General features: G+C 59.6%; 15 protein-coding genes and 1 tRNA gene. 11 read left to right on the forward strand and 5 right to left on the reverse strand.

The features are described from left to right. Positions 1-49: 49 nt before the first annotated feature. Both BN5935_RS09930 and BN5935_RS09935 read right to left on the reverse strand, forming a co-directional pair. A complete protein-coding gene (locus BN5935_RS09930) occupies positions 50-1,726 on the reverse strand; it encodes a glutamine--tRNA ligase/YqeY domain fusion protein (RefSeq protein WP_064975975.1) in 1,677 nt (558 codons plus the stop codon). 8 nt (positions 1,727-1,734) lie between these two features. Next, on the reverse strand, positions 1,735-2,841 hold the full coding sequence (locus BN5935_RS09935; protein ID WP_082944206.1) for a hypothetical protein: 1,107 nt from the start codon (positions 2,839-2,841) through the stop codon (positions 1,735-1,737). 90 nt (positions 2,842-2,931) lie between these two features. On the opposite strand from BN5935_RS09935, the gene BN5935_RS09940 reads away from it, so the two are divergent. The 5 genes from BN5935_RS09940 (at position 2,932) to BN5935_RS09960 (ending at position 8,274) form a co-directional block, all read left to right on the forward strand. Further along, positions 2,932-3,468: an RNA methyltransferase gene (locus BN5935_RS09940; RefSeq protein ID WP_064975977.1), complete on the forward strand. Its 537-nt coding sequence runs from the start codon at positions 2,932-2,934 to the stop codon at positions 3,466-3,468. Positions 3,469-3,503: 35 nt separating this feature from the next. Beyond that, positions 3,504-4,319, forward strand: coding sequence for a 3-methyl-2-oxobutanoate hydroxymethyltransferase (panB, locus tag BN5935_RS09945; RefSeq protein WP_064975978.1), 816 nt, complete (start codon positions 3,504-3,506; stop codon positions 4,317-4,319). 178 nt (positions 4,320-4,497) lie between these two features. After that, a complete protein-coding gene (gene guaB / locus BN5935_RS09950) occupies positions 4,498-5,976 on the forward strand; it encodes an IMP dehydrogenase (protein WP_064975979.1) in 1,479 nt (492 codons plus the stop codon). Positions 5,977-5,989: 13 nt separating this feature from the next. Further along, positions 5,990-7,519, forward strand: a complete 1,530-nt coding sequence (gene guaA / locus BN5935_RS09955; protein WP_064975980.1) for a glutamine-hydrolyzing GMP synthase — start codon at positions 5,990-5,992, stop codon at positions 7,517-7,519. A 260-nt stretch (positions 7,520-7,779) separates the two neighbouring features. Beyond that, complete coding sequence (locus tag BN5935_RS09960; RefSeq protein WP_064975981.1) at positions 7,780-8,274, forward strand: 3'-5' exonuclease; 495 nt, start codon at positions 7,780-7,782, stop codon at positions 8,272-8,274. Positions 8,275-8,311: 37 nt separating this feature from the next. On the opposite strand, the gene BN5935_RS09965 is transcribed toward BN5935_RS09960, so the two are convergent. Further along, positions 8,312-9,571: a porin gene (locus tag BN5935_RS09965; protein ID WP_064976917.1), complete on the reverse strand. Its 1,260-nt coding sequence runs from the start codon at positions 9,569-9,571 to the stop codon at positions 8,312-8,314. 369 nt (positions 9,572-9,940) lie between these two features. Between BN5935_RS09965 and BN5935_RS09970 the strand changes: the two genes are divergently transcribed. From BN5935_RS09970 to BN5935_RS09985, 4 genes are all read left to right on the forward strand, one after another. After that, positions 9,941-10,387, forward strand: coding sequence for a cold-shock protein (locus BN5935_RS09970; protein ID WP_064975982.1), 447 nt, complete (start codon positions 9,941-9,943; stop codon positions 10,385-10,387). Positions 10,388-10,422: 35 nt separating this feature from the next. Beyond that, positions 10,423-10,740, forward strand: coding sequence for an RNA recognition motif domain-containing protein (locus BN5935_RS09975; RefSeq protein WP_010258564.1), 318 nt, complete (start codon positions 10,423-10,425; stop codon positions 10,738-10,740). A 175-nt stretch (positions 10,741-10,915) separates the two neighbouring features. Then, positions 10,916-12,175: a putative DNA modification/repair radical SAM protein gene (locus BN5935_RS09980; protein WP_064976918.1), complete on the forward strand. Its 1,260-nt coding sequence runs from the start codon at positions 10,916-10,918 to the stop codon at positions 12,173-12,175. A 5-nt stretch (positions 12,176-12,180) separates the two neighbouring features. After that, positions 12,181-12,942: a TIGR03915 family putative DNA repair protein gene (locus BN5935_RS09985; protein ID WP_064976919.1), complete on the forward strand. Its 762-nt coding sequence runs from the start codon at positions 12,181-12,183 to the stop codon at positions 12,940-12,942. Between the two features lie 12 nt (positions 12,943-12,954). Here BN5935_RS09985 and BN5935_RS09990 read toward each other — a convergent pair whose 3' ends face one another. Both BN5935_RS09990 and BN5935_RS09995 read right to left on the reverse strand, forming a co-directional pair. Then, positions 12,955-13,518 (reverse strand): hypothetical protein, encoded by a 564-nt coding sequence (locus BN5935_RS09990; protein WP_064975983.1) that lies wholly within the window; start codon positions 13,516-13,518, stop codon positions 12,955-12,957. 64 nt (positions 13,519-13,582) lie between these two features. After that, positions 13,583-13,674, reverse strand: a tRNA-Ser gene (locus tag BN5935_RS09995). A gap of 252 nt (positions 13,675-13,926) precedes the next feature. On the opposite strand from BN5935_RS09995, the gene BN5935_RS10000 reads away from it, so the two are divergent. Then, a complete protein-coding gene (locus BN5935_RS10000; protein ID WP_064975984.1) occupies positions 13,927-15,102 on the forward strand; it encodes a DUF4861 family protein in 1,176 nt (391 codons plus the stop codon). Positions 15,103-15,221: 119 nt separating this feature from the next. Further along, on the forward strand, positions 15,222-16,901 hold the full coding sequence (locus tag BN5935_RS10005) for a glycoside hydrolase family 28 protein (RefSeq protein ID WP_064975985.1): 1,680 nt from the start codon (positions 15,222-15,224) through the stop codon (positions 16,899-16,901). Positions 16,902-16,910 lie beyond the last annotated feature (9 nt).

Genomic DNA, 16,910 nt, shown 5'->3' on the forward strand with positions numbered 1-16,910 from the left:
AAGACATCCGAATTGCTCCGGATGTCTTTTTTATTGGCGAAAACAGTTTTTACTTGTTGATCTTGGCCCACGAATCCTTGAGCGTCACCGTGCGGTTGAAGACGAGGTGTTCGGGGGTCGAGTCGGTGTCGGGGCAGAAATAGCCCACGCGCTCGAACTGCACGGCCTGTCCGACGGGAATCTCGCGCAGCGAGGGTTCCAGATAGCCCGTGACCTTGACCATCGACTCGGGGTTGAGGTTGTCCTCCCACGTCTGTCCCTCCTCCACGTCGTCGGGGTCCGCCTTGGTGAAGAGCGGGTTGAACAGCCGGACTTCGGCTTCCACGGCGTCCTTGGCCGACACCCAGTGGATGACGCCCTTCACCCGGCGGCCGTCGCTCGACGAACCTTGGCCCGACATCGGGTCGTAGGTGCAGCGCAGCTCCGTGATATTGCCTTCGGCGTCCTTCACGACCTCCTCGCACTTGATGAGGTAGGAGTAGCGCAGGCGCACCTCGCCGCCCGGCGAGAGGCGGTAGAACTTCTTGGGTGGCTCCTCCATGAAGTCGTCGCGCTCGATGTAGATCACCTTCGAGAACGGAACCTGACGCGTTCCCGCGGCTTCGTCCTCGGGGTTGTTCACGGCCGTGAACAGCTCGGTCTTATCGTCGTCGTAGTTGGTGATGACCACCTTCAGCGGATTGAGCACGGCCATGCGGCGCTCGGCGACCTTGTTCAGATCCTCGCGCACGCAGTATTCCAGCTTGCCGAGGTCGATTACGTTGTCGCGCTTGGCGACACCCACCATCTCGGCGAAATTACGCACCGAAGCCGGCGTGTAACCCTTGCGGCGCAGGGCGCAGATGGTCGGCATGCGGGGATCGTCCCAGCCCATCACGGCGCCTTCCTGCACGAGTTTCAGCAGTTTGCGCTTCGACATCATCGTGTAGGTGAGGTTCAGCCGCGCGAACTCGTACTGGTGCGAGGGGAAAATCTCCAACGCCTGGATGAACCAGTCGTAAAGCGGACGGTGCACGTCGAATTCCAGCGTGCAGATCGAGTGGGTGATCTGCTCGATCGAGTCGCTCTGGCCGTGGGCGTAGTCGTACATCGGGTAGATGCACCACTTGTCGCCCGTGCGGTGGTGGCTGGTGTGGATGATGCGGTACATCAGCGGGTCGCGGAACAGCATGTTCGGGTGTGCCATGTCGATCTTGGCACGCAGCACCTTGGCGCCGTCGGGGAATTCGCCGTTCTTCATGCGTTCGAACAGGTCGAGGTTCTCCTCGACCGTCCGGTCGCGCCACGGCGACGGGGTTCCCGGCACGGACACCGTGCCGCGGTTCTCGCGGATCTGCTCCTGCGTTTGGTCATCGACGTAGGCCAGTCCCTTTTTGATAAGCTCCACGGCCCACTCGTAGAGCTGGTCGAAATAGTCCGACGCATAACGCTCCAGTTCCCACTGGAAGCCGAGCCACTGGATGTCGCGCTTGATCGAGTCGACATACTCCACATCCTCCTTCACGGGGTTCGTGTCGTCGAAGCGCAGGTTGCACTTACCGCCGTATTTCTTGGCCAGGCCGAAGTTGATGCAGATGCTCTTGGCATGGCCGATATGGAGGTAGCCGTTCGGTTCGGGCGGGAAACGGGTCTGTACGCGTGTTTCGCCCTTGGCGATCGACTCTTCGATGATCTCTTCGAGGAAGTTCAGCGACTTCTCCCGGATTTCGGTTGTTTCGCTTGCCATATAGTTGTCTATTTTTTGTGATTCTTACTGTTGTAAACCGTTTTGAGCAGCTTCACGCCGACCACCAGCATCTGCTGGGTTCCCAGCGCCGTGCCGTCGTGATGGGCGGAGAATTCGGCGCGCACCGAGACCGTGTCGTCGAAGAACGACCGGCGGTAGGAGAGCGCCGTGCGGCTGTATACCTTCTGGTCGGTGCGGAAAAAGCTCTCGCCCGGATAGAGTTCGCGCCCGTAGGGCAGCGGCGTGCCGTCTTCCAGCGTGTGCCCCATGAAGAACGGATGGATGTTGTCACCTATGTACAACCGCTCGTCGAGCGAAAGGCCCCAGCGGCTAATTCGGAAAGCGAACTCACCCATGCAGGGAGTTTCCCACGAATGGCCGAAACTGCGGTCGCGCTGGGCCGTCAGCAGCGCCCCTAACTTGATGTCGAAATCGAAGAATGCGTTGAATTTCACGCCGACGCAGGGGTTCAGCAGTTGCAGGTCCACGACGTTTTCCAGTTCCGCGCCTTTCTGTCCCGCGAAGTGGAACATCGAGTAGTTGAAGCCGTAGTAGAACATATTGAAGTAGTGGCGTCCGGCCAGCAGGATGCGGAATTTTTCACGCGAGAGCTCCGAATACATGCCCTCCCAGTCGCAGACGAACTCCACATAGGAGTTCCGCTTGCCGTTGTACTGCGCCAGCACACCGTTCATCCGGTTGTGGCGGAAGCGCTCCGACTCGGAGAAAAAGGCCGTCGAATAATCGTCGTCATGCATCATGTCGCGCGTGAAGATACCGGCCACGGCCGTCACCTTGGGTGTCTGGAACTGGTAGTAGAAGACGGGTTTCACCTCCGAGAGATAGGACGATTCGGCCGAACCGAAGTTCTTGACCATGTCCGCCGCAATGAAAAGCGTGTTCTTCTCGTCCCACCGGATGCCGACACGGGGCGTCAGGCGCGCTGCGAAATCCGTGCCCGAATCGATGTCCAGCCCCGGAACGGCGAATTCGTTGCTGCCGAACTCCTTGTTGTCGAAGTACATCTTGAAATCGGCGCCCAACAGAATCTCCTGAGCGTATCCTGAGACAGCCCCCCCCCATGAGAGGATGAGTAAAAATAAAAGTCTTTTCATGCGATTCATCTGAATATAGTTGACAAAAGTAAGGAAAAGATTTTAATTTTATTTATTTTTGACCCCGAAATAAACCATTCCGAACCCATTATGCGCAAAATCACCAACGAAGAACTCGGCAGGCCATCGGCAGAGGAGTTTGCCGCGATGGAGAAAATGCCCGTCACGGTGGTCTTGGACAATGTCCGTTCGGCCCAGAACGTCGGGGCTTTTTTCCGCACGTCCGACGCTTTCGCCGCGGAGCGGATCGCCCTGTGCGGCATCACCGCCGTGCCGCCCTCCCGCGACATCCACAAAACGGCTTTGGGGGCCGAGCTGACCGTGCCGTGGAGCCGTCATGCGACCACCGCGGAGTGCCTCGCGCAGCTTCGGGCCGAGGGGTACGAAATCCATGCCGTGGAGCAGGTCGAGGGGGCCGTGATGCTCGATGCGTTCCGTCCCCGGCCGGGGGTGAAATACGCGCTGGTCTTCGGCAACGAGGTCGACGGCGTGGGGCAGGAGGCGGTCGATATGTGCGACGGGGCCATCGAGATTCCGCAGTCCGGGACCAAGCATTCGATCAACGTCTCGGTCGCCGGGGGTGTCGTTTTATGGAATTTCTTTTGCCAAATCCGACCGAAGCGTTAACTTTGCCCCGATTTAAAAACTTAAAACCTGAAAAAATGTCAGTAGAAAGCACCGTTCGTGCGGTAACGACTTACCGCCTTACGGAGATGAAACAGCGGGGCGAGAAGATCGCCATGCTTACCTCTTACGACTATTCGATGGCGAAGATCGTCGATGCCGCGGGCGTCGACGTGATTCTCGTGGGTGACTCGGCGGCCAACGTCATGGCCGGTTACGAGACCACGGTTCCCATTACCCTCGATATGATGATCTACCACGCACGTTCGGTCGTGCGCGCCGTCGAGCGTGCGCTGGTCGTCGTCGACCTGCCGTTCGGAGCCTATCAGGGCAACTCGAAGGTGGCACTCGACTCGGCCATCCGCATCATGAAGGAGACCGAGGCCGACGCTGTGAAGATGGAGGGCGGCGAGGAGATTCTCGAATCGGTCCAGCGCATTCTTTCGGCCGGCATTCCCGTCATGGGGCACCTCGGCCTGACGCCCCAGTCGATCCACAAGTTCGGCACCTATGCCGTCCGTGCCAAGGAGGAGGCCGAGGCCGGGAAACTGGTGCGCGACGCCCGCCTGCTGAGCGATGCGGGGTGCTTCGGCATCGTGCTGGAAAAGATTCCCGCAGCGCTGGCCGAGCGGGTGACGAAGGAGATTTCGGCCCCGACGATCGGTATCGGCGCCGGCGGCTGCTGCGACGGGCAGGTGCTCGTGATCCACGACATGCTGGGCATCAACAAGGGCTTTTCGCCCCGTTTTCTGCGCCGCTATGCCGATCTGCATACCGTGATGACCGGAGCCGTGGAGCAGTATGTCCGCGATGTGAAGGAGTGCGATTTCCCCAACGAGAGCGAGCAGTATTAATATAAGGAGTGTTCTCCGTACAGACAGGGCGCAACGGAATTCCGTCTGCGCCCTGTCTGTATGTATCCGAAACTCCGATTGATAAATTGTTGATAAAAAAATCGGCGGATCGGCCCGGAAATTAGGCCGTTTCGAAAAAAATGATTACTTTTGCGAGCAACAAAAATCCACGTTCATTATGTCTTTTATCAATGAAAGGGTTCAGCCCGAAGGACTTACCTTCGACGACGTGCTGCTTATACCCGCCTATTCGGAAGTGTTGCCGCGAGAGGTCAATATCCAGACCCGTTTCTCGCGAAATATCAAACTCAACATCCCCATCGTGTCCGCCGCCATGGACACCGTCACCGAGGCGCCGCTGGCTATCGCTCTGGCCCGTGAAGGGGGTATCGGCGTGATTCACAAGAACATGTCCATTGCCGAACAGGCCGCGCAGGTGCGCCGGGTGAAACGCGCCGAGAACGGCATGATCTACGACCCGGTGACCATCTCCAAGGAGAACACCGTCGGCGATGCGCTGAACCTGATGAAGGAGAACAAGATCGGAGGCATTCCGGTCGTGGATTCGGATAAGATCCTCATCGGCATCGTCACCAACCGTGACCTGCGCTTCCAGCGCGACATGTCGCGCCGCATCGAGGAGGTGATGACTCCCGGCGACCGCCTGATCACGACCCGGAACCCCGAACTCGAACATGCATCGGAAATCCTGCTCAACAGCAAGATCGAGAAGCTCCCCGTGGTGGACGACGCAGGCCGTCTGGTGGGGCTTATTACCTATAAGGACATTACCAAGGTACAGGACCATCCCAACGCCTGCAAGGACTCCAAGGGGCGTCTGCGCGTGGCTGCCGGCGTGGGTATCACGCCCGATGCGCTGGACCGCGTGAGGGCGCTGGTCGCCGAGGACGTCGATGCCGTGGTGCTCGACTCCGCACACGGCCATTCGGTCGCCATGGTCCGCAAACTGCGCGAGATCAAGGCCGAATTTCCGTCGCTCGAGGTTGTCGCCGGCAACGTGGCTACGGCCGAGGCTGCGAAGTTCCTGATCGAGAACGGCGCCGACGGCGTGAAGGTCGGCATCGGTCCGGGTTCGATCTGTACGACGCGCATCATCGCCGGAGTGGGCGTTCCCCAGCTTTCGGCCATCTTCGACGCCGCATCGGCCGCTGCCGGAACGGGCGTGCCCGTCATCGCCGACGGCGGCTTGCGCTATTCGGGCGATCTGGTGAAGGCGCTGGCTGCGGGCGGTGACTGCGTGATGATCGGCTCGATGTTCGCCGGTACGGAGGAGGCTCCGGGCGAGACGATCATCTACAACGGCCGCAAGTTCAAGAGCTACCGCGGCATGGGTTCGATCGACGCCATGAAGGCCGGGTCGGCCGACCGCTATTTCCAGAAAGGCTGTGAAAACAACTTCAGCAAGCTCGTTCCCGAGGGTATCGCCGCGCGCGTTCCGTTCAAGGGTTCCCTCTCCGAGACGGTCTACCAGTTGATCGGCGGCGTCCGCGCCGGCATGTTCTACTGCGGTGCGAAGGATATTCAGACGCTGCAACAGGCGCGGTTCGTCCGCATCACCGCTTCGGGCATGCACGAAAGCCATCCGCACGACGTAGCCATCACGAGCGAGGCGCCCAACTATTCGAGCGAACGATAAACAACCTACGATAATGCAGGAAAAAATTCTCATTCTCGACTTCGGATCGCAGTACACGCAGCTTATCGCACGGCGTGTCCGCGAACTGAGCGTCTATTGCGAAATCCACCCCTTCAACAAAATTCCGGCGCTCGACGCTTCGGTGCGGGGTGTGATCCTTTCGGGCAGCCCCTACTCCGTGCGGGATGCTCAGGCCCCGACCCCCGATCTTTCGGCCATCAAGGGCAAACTGCCGCTGCTGGGCGTCTGTTACGGTGCCCAGTTCCTCGCGTCGGCCTTTGGCGGCGAGGTGCAGCCCGCACCCAGCCGCGAATACGGCCGTGCGATGCTCACCGTCGGCGACCCGTCGGATGCGCTGATGCGCGACCTGCCGGCCAAGACGCAGGTGTGGATGTCGCACGGCGACACCATCACGCGCGTGCCCGATACCTATAAACTGGTCGCCAGCACCGAGGACGTGCGCGTCGCCGCATTCCATGTCGAGGGTGAGCAGACGTGGGGTATCCAGTTCCATCCGGAGGTCTACCACTCGACCGACGGCACGCAGTTGCTGAAAAATTTCGTCGTCGGCATCTGCGGCTGCGAGCAGTCGTGGACCTCGGAGAGCTTCGTGGAGTCCACCGTGCGCGAGCTGCGCGAAAAGCTGGGCGACGACAAGGTCGTGCTGGGGCTCTCGGGCGGTGTCGATTCGTCGGTCGCCGCCGTGCTGCTGCACAAGGCCATCGGCAAGAACCTCTACTGCATCTTCGTCGATTCGGGACTGCTGCGCAAGAACGAGTTCGAAGATGTGCTGGAATCCTATAAGAACATGGGCCTGAACGTCAAGGGCGTGAAAGCCGGCGCCAAGTTTCTGGGCGATCTGGCGGGCGTCACCGACCCCGAGCGGAAACGCAAGATCATCGGCCGCGACTTCGTGGAGGTGTTCAACGAAGAGGCTATCCAGATCAAGGACGTCAAGTGGCTGGCGCAGGGTACGATCTACCCGGACGTGATCGAGTCGTGCTCGGTCAACGGTCCCTCGGCCACGATCAAGTCGCACCACAACGTGGGCGGACTTCCCGAGAAGATGCACCTCGGGATCGTCGAGCCGCTGCGCCTGCTGTTCAAAGACGAGGTGCGGCGTGTGGGACGTTCGCTGGGCATTTCCGAACAACTGATCGGCCGCCATCCCTTCCCGGGACCGGGCCTCGCTATCCGCATTCTGGGCGACATCACCCCCGAGAAGGTCGAGATTCTGCAAAACGTGGACAAAATCTATATCGATTCGCTGCGCGCCGCCGGGCTGTACGACAAGGTATGGCAGGCCGGAGCGATCCTGCTTCCGGTGAAGAGCGTCGGCGTGATGGGCGACGAGCGCACCTACGAGAGCTGCGTGGCCCTGCGTGCCGTGACCTCGACGGACGGCATGACGGCCGACTGGGTGCACCTGCCCTATGAGTTTCTGGCCAATGTCTCGAACGATATCATCAACAAGGTCAAGGGGGTCAACCGCGTCGTCTACGACATCTCCTCGAAACCGCCCGCAACGATCGAGTGGGAGTAGGGTATTCCCCATATCGATAGCGAACCGCATCCTTCGGGAATGCGGTTTTTTTGTCATTGAGATGTCATCCGCCTGTCGTTGCGGTGAAACGGCGGCGGGGTAATTTTGCCGTGTGATCAGATGAAACCTCACACACCTGATAACCATACCCTTGAAACTTCACCGGCCCCGCCTGTACCAAGCGGGGCTTTTTTTGCGTTCTGTGTGTACGCCGATCCGCCGAATTGCGTATATTTGCAGGACGAACAGCATCCGATCGAATGAAAGATTTTGCAGCCATAGATTTTGAAACGGCCAACGGAAAGCGCACGAGCGTCTGCTCGGTGGGTGTCGTCGTCGTGCGCGGCGGTGAGGTTACCGACACGTTCTACCGCCTGATCCGTCCCCGTCCCAACTATTACAGCCATTTCACCACGGCCATCCACGGCCTGCGCTATGAGGATACGGCCGAGGCTCCCGATTTCGCCTCCGTGTGGCACGAGATCGAACCCCGTATCGAGGGTCTGCCGCTCGTGGCGCACAATTCGCCTTTCGACGAAGGGTGTCTGAAGGCGGCTTTCGACCTCTACGGCATGCCTTATCCCGGCTACACGTTCTATTGTACCTGCCGGGCTTCGCGGCGCATCTTCGGCAGCCGCCTGCCCAACCACCAACTGCATACCGTCTCCGCCGCCTGCGGCTATGAACTGGAAAACCACCACCATGCGCTGGCCGATGCCGAAGCCTGCGCGCAGATCGCACTCAAACTCCTCTGAATAAAAATCCCGGAACATTTGTTCCGGGATTTTTCAATCAAAGCCCCAGTTCCAGTTGGAACCGAATCTCCCAGCGGTTGTAATTCGGGTCTGCGGACCGGCTGCGGGTGTTGTACGACATGTCGGCCTGTACTTTCAGACTGTGGCCGATGATGTAGCGCGTGACGCCCAGCGTGGTCTGGTTCCAGTTCCGGTATCCGGCCAGCGGCTGCACCTTCTCCTCGGGGAAAAGCGTCGAGTTGCGCAGGGCCACCTCCCATTTGTTGCGGAACAGGTAGCTGGCCTGGATGTTGAGGCCCTGCCCGCTGTACACGAAGGCATTCCGGTCGCCGTCGAACAGCGGTTCGTCGCAGGTGCGTCCCATATAATCGGTGTAAAAGGCGAATCCGCGGTATTTGAGGATGAAGTCGGCGAAGTAGGAGCCGAGGTTGCGCGTGGCGTCGTCGGGCATGATTGCGCCCCGCTGGCCTTTCAGGCGCGAAGCCTTGTGGTTGTAGGAGTAGGCCCCGGCGATCAGGATGCGGGGACGTTCCTCGAAGTCGAAATCGCCTTCCAGCAGGTCGCCCTTGGCCGAGAAGCGCCCCAGTGGGTAGAGCTCCAGACGCCCCGTGTAGGCCATTCCGCCGTTCGACGAGCTGCCCCAGTTGCGGCCCTCGCCGAGTGTCACGGAGCCTTTGGCCGAGAGGTCGAAGCCACTTTTGCGGTCGAGGTTGTACTCGCCGAAGAACCCGAAATCGCGGTCGAGGTTGAACTCGCTGTTGACGATGCTGCGGTCGACGAACTGCAGGGCGCTCGACGAGTTGATCCGCGCCCGGTTGGCCTTGATCTTGGTCTGTCCGAACCCGATGTTCCATTTGGCGCTCGGGACGTAGTAGACGATGGCGTCGCGCACGATGTTCATGCTCCCGTTGGGCAGCACCTCGGTGTCGTATCCCGTGAATCCCAACTGGACCGAGTAGACCAGTTTGGGCGAGTAGATGTAACCGTCGAACCGCAGCCGGAGGCGCTTGACGCGGGCGTCGGTCTTGGTGAGCGTGAAATCGTCGTCGAACGACAGCGACAGGAGGTTCTGCATCCGAAAACGCATCGTCAGCTCGAACCAGTTGTTTTTGGGGCGGAACGTGATTCCCTTGCCGACCTCGATGTTGGGCATGTTGCGCAGTTGCTCGATCAGTTCGTAGGTCGAATCGGCCGTAATGATTTCGGTCTGCGGCTGGACGGTTCGGGGTTGCGGCTCCCGGGCCTCGGCCAGTGACCAGCAGGCGGTGAGCAGGAGCAGGATCGGTAATTTTTTCATCATCTGTGTTTCTGTTTGTTTCCCTTCGGGGACGTGCCGGACAAAAATACAAAAAATGTGCACGCCTTGAAGATTCCGGTGCAAAGTTGGGGCGTAAATCTGAAATAAACTTGAAATCACGGCTTTTGCAGCTCCGGAAACGCGATAAAAAACGGAAAAAATAGGATTTGTGGAATAAAATGTGTATGTTTGTACCGAAAACAATCGAGTTTTGTTTTGAATCTTCTTTGGCAAGTGTCTGATACTGCATCTGTATAGCAGTTTCCCCAATTCTCAAAATCGACCTCATCCCTTACTCTTTTGTTCTGTGCGATGCGTTTGCGGCGTATTGCAGTTGTTTTCCGAATCCGCAAAAAACAAATAGATTGAATGGCCAAACGAATTACATCGGGAAAGCGAGAAAGAGAAAAACTAAAACAGACAAAGCGTCAGGACAAGCAGAAGAAAAAGGAGGAGCGCACGAGCGGCGGCAGTCGCAGCTTCGAGGATATGCTGGCTTACGTCGATGAGAACGGCGTGCTTCATACCTCGCAGGAGGACGTAAAACCCCGGGAGGAGATCGACATCTCCGAGATCGAGGTTTCGGTGCCCCGGCAGTCGGAGATCGAGGACGAGGAGCCCCTGAGCGGACGGGTGGAGTATTTCACCTCTTCGAAGGGATACGGCTTCATCAAGGACGCCTCGGACGGCGAAAAATACTTTTTCCACGTCACCAACGCCCCGGCGGGGATCGCCGAAGGCGACCGGGTGACCTTCGAGCTTGAGCGCGGCACGCGCGGAATGAACGCAGTACGGATAGCTATTATCAACAAATAGGCATTTTTTAACTTTTATTTTAATTTTTTAGCAGAATGAACATTTATGTTTCGCATCTGAGCTGGGGCACGAGCAGTGAAGGCTTAGGAAATTTATTCGCACAGTTTGGCGAAGTCGCTTCGGCCAACGTCATCACTGACCGGGAAACGGGTCGTTCGCGCGGTTTCGGCTTTGTCGAAATGCCCGATGACGAGCAGGCTCGGAAGGCAATGGAACAGCTCAACGGCACCAACTTCGAGGGCCAGACGATCACCGTAAACGAGGCTCGTCCGCGTGAGGAGCGTCCTTCGGGTGGTTTCGGCGGCAACCGCGGCGGTGGCTACGGCGGCGGCAACCGCGGCCGGAGATTCTAAGAACGAGTCCGGACAGAGAACGATCTTCGGGGATTTTCCCCTTAACCCATACGAGCGAGGCGGTGCGAACCGCCTCGTTTTTTTATTTCCCACGCACACAGCGATCTGGGAAAAATGCGGGAAAATAGCGGGCCGAAGCCCCGTGTTTTTCGAAAAAAAACGATATCTTGCCGTCGTGAAAGCAACCGTGCTGGAAAAACTCAAGGTGCTGGCCGAATCGGCCAAATACGACGTCTCGTGCGCGTCGAGCGGCGTCACGCGCCGCAACCGCCCGGGCGATGTGGGCAGCACGGCGGGGGGGGGGATCTGCCACTCCTTCACGGCCGACGGCCGCTGCGTCTCGCTGCTGAAGATCATGCTCACCAACGTCTGCATCTACGACTGCGCCTACTGCATCAACCGCCGCAGCAACGACATTCCGCGCGCGGCCTTCACGCCCGGCGAACTGACCGAACTGACGATCGAGTTCTTCCGCCGCAACTACATCGAGGGGCTGTTCCTCTCGTCGGGCGTCGTCCGCAATCCCGACTACACGATGGAACGCATGGTCCGCGTGGTCCGCGACCTGCGCACGGTCCACCGTTTCAACGGCTACATCCACCTGAAAAGCATTCCCGGCGCCAGCCCCGAACTGGTCGCCGAGGCGGGACGCTATGCCGACCGCATGAGCGTCAATATCGAAATTCCGACGGAGCGCAACCTGTTGCTGCTGGCTCCCGACAAGAACTACGAGAGCATCTACCGCCCGATGAGCTACATCCAGCAGGGGGTGCTGCAAAGCGCCGAGGAGCGCGCCCGCTTCCGTCATGCGCCCCGCTTCGTCCCTGCGGGGCAGAGCACGCAGATGATCGTCGGGGCCACCGACGAGAGCGACCGCGACATCCTGCTGCTCTCGTCGTCGCTCTACGACCGTCCCACGATGAAGCGCGTCTACTATTCGGGTTTCATCCCGGTGAATCCCTATGACAAACGGCTGCCCGCGCTGGACAAGGCGCCCCTCGTGCGTGAGAACCGGCTCTATCAGGCCGACTGGCTGATGCGTTTCTATGGATTCCGGGCCGACGAGATCGCCGACGAGCGCACGCCGCGCCTCGATCTGGAGATCGACCCCAAGCTGGCTTGGGCCTTGCGGCATCCCGAATACTTTCCGGTCGACGTCAACCGCGCCGACTACGAGATGTTGCTGCGCGTGCCGGGCATCGGGGTCAAGTCGGCGCGGCTGATCGTCGCCTCGCGCCGCTACCGGATGCTGACGCAGCACTCCCTGAAGCAGATCGGCGTGGTGATGAAGAAGGCGCAGTATTTCATCCTCTGCCGCGAACTGTCCATGGGGCAGGGGGTCAACGAACTCCGCCCGGAGCAGGTGCGCCGCCTGCTCACCGCCCCGCAGCGGCGGAAATCCGATAAGAACGAGGGCCAACTGACCCTGTTTTGACGCCCATGCTGGTCTTTCGTTACGATAAAACTTTCGACGGGTTGCTGTCGGCCGTGTTCGACGCCTATTCGTTGCATATGTTCCCCGAATCGCTGATCGGCCCCGGGGAGCCCGAACCGCTCTTTACGGAGCGCGTCCACGACGTTGTGACCGACGAGGCGCATGCCTCCCGCGTGTGGCGGGGGCTCGAACGGCGGCTTGTCGCCCGCGCCCGGTCGATGTTCGTCTATGCTTGGCATGGGGAGCAGGCCGGAAGCGACCTGCTGATGCTGCGCTGCCTGCGGCGTGTTTTCGACGAGGGCGGGGGCGTCGTCGCCGATCAGGGCGATCCCGACATGAAGGCTCTGCACCGGCTGGCGCTTCAGGTCTCCCACGAACGCGAGCGCATGAAGCAGTTCGTCCGGCTCCAGAAAGCCGCCGACGGCACCTTTTTCGCTGCCGTGACACCCGAGCACAACGCCCTGCCGCTGGCGCTGGACTATTTCATCGACCGTTTCGCCGACCAGCGGTGGCTCATCTACGACCGCAAACGCGACTATGGATACTATTACGACTGTACCTCGGCGCGCCGCATCACGCTGGAGGACGACCGGGGGATGATCGCCGACAAACTCGCCGACGAGTGGCTTGCCGAGGACGAACGGCAGTTCCAGCTTTTGTGGAAAAATTATTTCCGGGCGCTGGCCATTCCCCAGCGGACGAACGAACGCCTCCAGCGCCGCATGATGCCGCGCCGTTACTGGAAACACCTGACCGAAATGGAGTGAATGGCGGCGGGATTAACGCTGCTGTTTGTCGGGGGCGCCGAAACGCCCGATCACCGGAAAGCCGAAGAACCCGCGCCGCATGGTGACCGTTTTCGGGTGATCCTCCCGGCAGGAGTTGTAGACCGACGACGATACCTGCATCTTCCGGCGCATGCCGTCGGCGAACGTGATCCGCAGGTAGAAAACATCGTAAGTCCGGCCCTGCACCGAACGGTGTCCGACGCGGTGACGGTGGCGGCGCACTTTGTGGATTTTCTCCATGACGGTGATCTGCTCGCCGTACTCCGACGCCGGGTCTGCCAGCAGGTAATTGCCGCCCATGAGGAGGAAATAGAGCGCGGTTCCGACTCCGAACAGGTGGCACAACCGGTTTATGTCCCGGTCGTCGGACCCCGTCAGCCGGTTCCACCGCCGTGAAAGGATCGGCATCGTGACCACGGCTCCGCCGACGGCGAGAACAACGGGTAACCACCCGGCGATCCGGGTCTTTTCGTAACAGAGATAACCGTACACCCCTGCCACCAGCAGAAGCATCATTGCGGAGATGCGTACGATATTCAACAGTCGGTTGCCCATAATCCGGATAATGACAGATGGTCTGAAAGTAAAAATCCTGCAAACGTCTATTTGCAGGATTCCTTGGCGGAGAGGACGAGATTCGAACTCGTGGTACAGGTTGCCCCGTACGTCGGTTTAGCAAACCGGTGGTTTCAGCCACTCACCCACCTCTCCGGTCACGCCTCCCGGCTGTTAGCTCCGAAAGGGTGTGCAAATATAGAATCTTTTTGGGTAAATTCAAAGAATTGCGGTCAAAATTTATATATTTGCATAAATCTCCGGGCGCGTTTTGAAACCCCTTCGTCGTATATTATATATGGTGTGCTGCCGTGTCGCGGCATCCGCTGCCGCACGGCCTGCGGCCGGAGAACGCTGTGAGCGGCCGCTGCGCGGAACCGGAACGAATCATTGAAAAACTGAAACAGCATGAAACGGATTTTAACTCTTTTGCTGGCCCTCGGTGCCGTCTGCACCCTGAACGCCAAGACCCAGAAATGCAACTACCGCGTAACCGTCACGGGTTCGCGGCTTGAATGCCCGGTCGTCATCCGGGATGTGCCCGAGTGGGCCCAGAGCGCCGTCGTGTCGCTCGGGGGCGTTCACCAGATCCCGTCCCAGTTGGATAAACGGTTGGGCGAACTGGTCTTCGTGGCCAACATCTCCGGGCAGCAGAATTTTCGCGTGGTCTACTCCTCGGAACCCGACAAGCGGGTGTTCAAGAGCCGCGTGCACGCCCAGATGTGGCTGAAGAATCCGGATAAGAGCCTGCGGGCGGCCGATACGCTCTCCTCGACGCAGAACGACATGTACCACAAGCTCCACCACCACGGCCCGGCTTTCGAGTCGGAATATGCCGCCTACCGCATCTATTTCGACAACAAGCAGACCATCGACACCTACGGTAAGAAACGCCCCCGGCTGGAACTGGCCGAGACGATGTGGTACCCCTCGGACGAACAGTTGGCCGCCGGTTACGGACACGACAACCTGCGGGTCTTCGGCTCGGTGGGCGTGGGGGCACTCAAAGGCTGGGATGCCGAAAAGAACAAGATGGTCCACATCGCCGATTTCAAACGCCGCGAAGCCCGCATTCTGGCCAAAGGCCCCATCCGCACGATCGTCGAGATGCGGGTCGAGGGGTGGAAATACGGCGGCCGTGAGATTACGATGACTTCGCGTTACATCCTCTATGCCGGGCACGGCGACGTGCAGGTCGAGAACCGCATCGAGGGCGATTTCAAGGGGCTGATCTTCACGACGGGCGTGATGAAGATGGCCGGGAACAAGGTCTATAGGGACGACAACGTGATCGCCGCTTTCGGACGCGATTATCCCGAGAACGACACCCTGAAATGGGAGAAGGAGAGCGTCGGGCTGGCCGTCGCCGTGCCGCAGAAGCAGGTGGTCTCGCAGATCGACGACAAGACCAGCTACCTGTTCCAGCTTGCTCCCGACGCCCGCGGACGTATCGACTATGTGTTCGAAATGATCTGGCGCAAGAGCGAATGGCTCAAGGACCGCAGCGACACCCAGTGTGTTTTGGGGCTGATGGAATCGGTCCGTTCGGCCCGCACGGCGGTCGTCGTCTCGCGGATTCCGTAGTTTTGAAAAAAAGTACATCGTTTGCGTCAAAAAATCCCGGTCCGATAGGCTGAGGCAGTTTACTTTTGTATACCTGAAATTCCGAAAATTTTAAGTATACGAATAAAACTACCTCTCTTATGAACCTGAAATTTGTGACGATCTGTGCGGCGGCGATCCTGATAACGACCGCGGATGGCCGGGCCCGCACTCCGCACGCGGCTTCTTCCCCCGGCGGGCAACCGTTCGAAATGCCGCATGTCGCGCGGCCCGCAATCCCCGACCGCAGGGTCAGCGTCGCCGACTTCGGCGGCGTGGGCGACGGCCATACGCTCAATACCGGAGCTTTTGCCGATGCCATCGACGCCCTGACGGCCCGCGGAGGCGGCCGCGTGGAGGTCCCCGAAGGGGTCTGGTTTACGGGCCCTATCGTGTTGAAAGACAACATCGAACTCCACGTCGGACAGAATGCCGTGATCGTCTTCAGCGACGACAAGTCGCTCTATCCTTTGGTCGAAACCACTTTCGAGGGACTCAACACCCTGCGCTGCCAGTCGCCGCTGTCGGCCCGCGGTGTCCGGAACGTGGCCGTCACGGGCCGCGGCGTGATCGACGGGAACGGCGATGCGTGGCGCGCCGTGAAGAAGGACAAACTCAATCCCCGCCAGTGGAAAGAGCTGGTGCAGAGCGGCGGTGTGCTCTCCGACGATGAAAAGACATGGTACCCTTCGGAAAGCTATAAGTTCGGAGCCTCCTCGGGCGCCGACCAGAATGTCTCGACGTGGGCCGAAACGCGCGACGATTTCGAACGCATGCGCGATTTCCTGCGTCCGGTCATGGTCGCCATCCACAACTGCGAAAATGTCCTGCTGGAAGGCGTCACTTTCCAGAACTCCCCCTGCTGGAACATCCATCCGGCGATGTGCACCAACCTGATCGTCAACGACATTACGGTCCGCTGCCCCGACTATGCCCAGAACAGCGACGGCATCGACATCGAGTCGTGCCGAAATGTCGTGCTGACCAATTCGCGCTTCGACGTGGGCGACGACGGCATCTGCATCAAGAGCGGCAAGGATCAGGCGGGCCGCGACCGCGGCATTCCGTGCGAGAACATCCTCGTCGACAACTGCATCGTCTTCCACGGCCACGGCGGTTTCGTCGTCGGCAGCGAAATGTCGGGCGGCGTGCGCAACGTCAAGGTCTCGAACTGCGTCTTCTCGGGCACCGACGTGGGCCTGCGCTTCAAGTCCACGCGCGGCCGCGGCGGGGTGGTGGAGCATATCTGGATCGAGGATATCGCCATGAACAACATCCTGCAGGAACCGCTGCTGTTCGACCTTTTCTACGGCGGCAAATCGGCCTCCGAGGCGCTTGCCGCGGGAGCCGAAGCCGAGCCTACGGACGTGGCTCCCAAGGCTGTCGACGAAACTACGCCCACGTTCCGGAACATCCATATCCGCAACGTCTGGTGCCGCGGCGCCCGCCGTGCGATGTATTTCAACGGCCTGCCGGAGATGAACGTCGAGCATGTGACGGTCGAGAATACCTATATTTATGCCCGGACCGGAGCCCGGATCAACGAATCTTCGGACGTCGTGCTGCGCAACGTGCAGATCGTCCCCGAGCAGGGGCCTGCGCTGATGCTCAACAACGTGAAGAACCTCCATGCCGAGGGCTTCATAACGCCCGCAGGCATGGAGCGCGCTCTGGTTGTGACGGGCAGCCGCAACCGCGGCATCGCTGTCTCCTCGGCACAGATCACCCGGGAAAATGCGGACCTTTCCAAAAGCGCGGCCCGTTATGTCGTTATTAAATAGCTGATTACA

It is taken from the genome of Alistipes provencensis (genome assembly GCF_900083545.1).
GTDB classification, from domain to species: domain Bacteria; phylum Bacteroidota; class Bacteroidia; order Bacteroidales; family Rikenellaceae; genus Alistipes; species Alistipes provencensis.